The organism is Chitinophaga varians (genome assembly GCF_012641275.1).
Lineage (GTDB): Bacteria > Bacteroidota > Bacteroidia > Chitinophagales > Chitinophagaceae > Chitinophaga > Chitinophaga varians_A.
The window spans coordinates 1-327 of the sequence record NZ_JABAIA010000034.1 but is presented as its reverse complement, the minus strand read 5'-3'; the positions used below and the strand labels follow the sequence as shown (position 1 = coordinate 327).

Annotated in this window: 1 protein-coding gene; it reads left to right on the top strand. The window is 52.9% G+C overall.

The annotated features are described in order from the left end of the window. On the top strand, positions 1-327 hold a 327-nt coding region (locus tag HGH92_RS33500; protein WP_168875213.1), incomplete at both ends, for a hypothetical protein.

Here is a 327-nt window from a genome sequence, read left to right as displayed (position 1 = left end):
CCAACGGCGCTTGTACCGTAACCGACAACGTGACCGTGAAAGTAAGGTCTATGCCGACTGCTGATGCCGGCAAACCGGAGATCAAACAGTGTGACACCAAAGACTTCACCGTAACCGGTAACCAGCCTGCCGCCGATCAGAAAGGCGTGTGGACTTTTGTAGGTGCTGACCTCGGTGCACAAATCACCAATCCTGACAATTACACCACCACTGTAACAGGCGTGCCTGCGGGTAAATCCGTGACACTGCAATGGACAGTGACCAACACCTTCAAGTCTTCCTGTACCGCTTCTGATCAGATCATCCTGACCAACACCGAAGCACTCA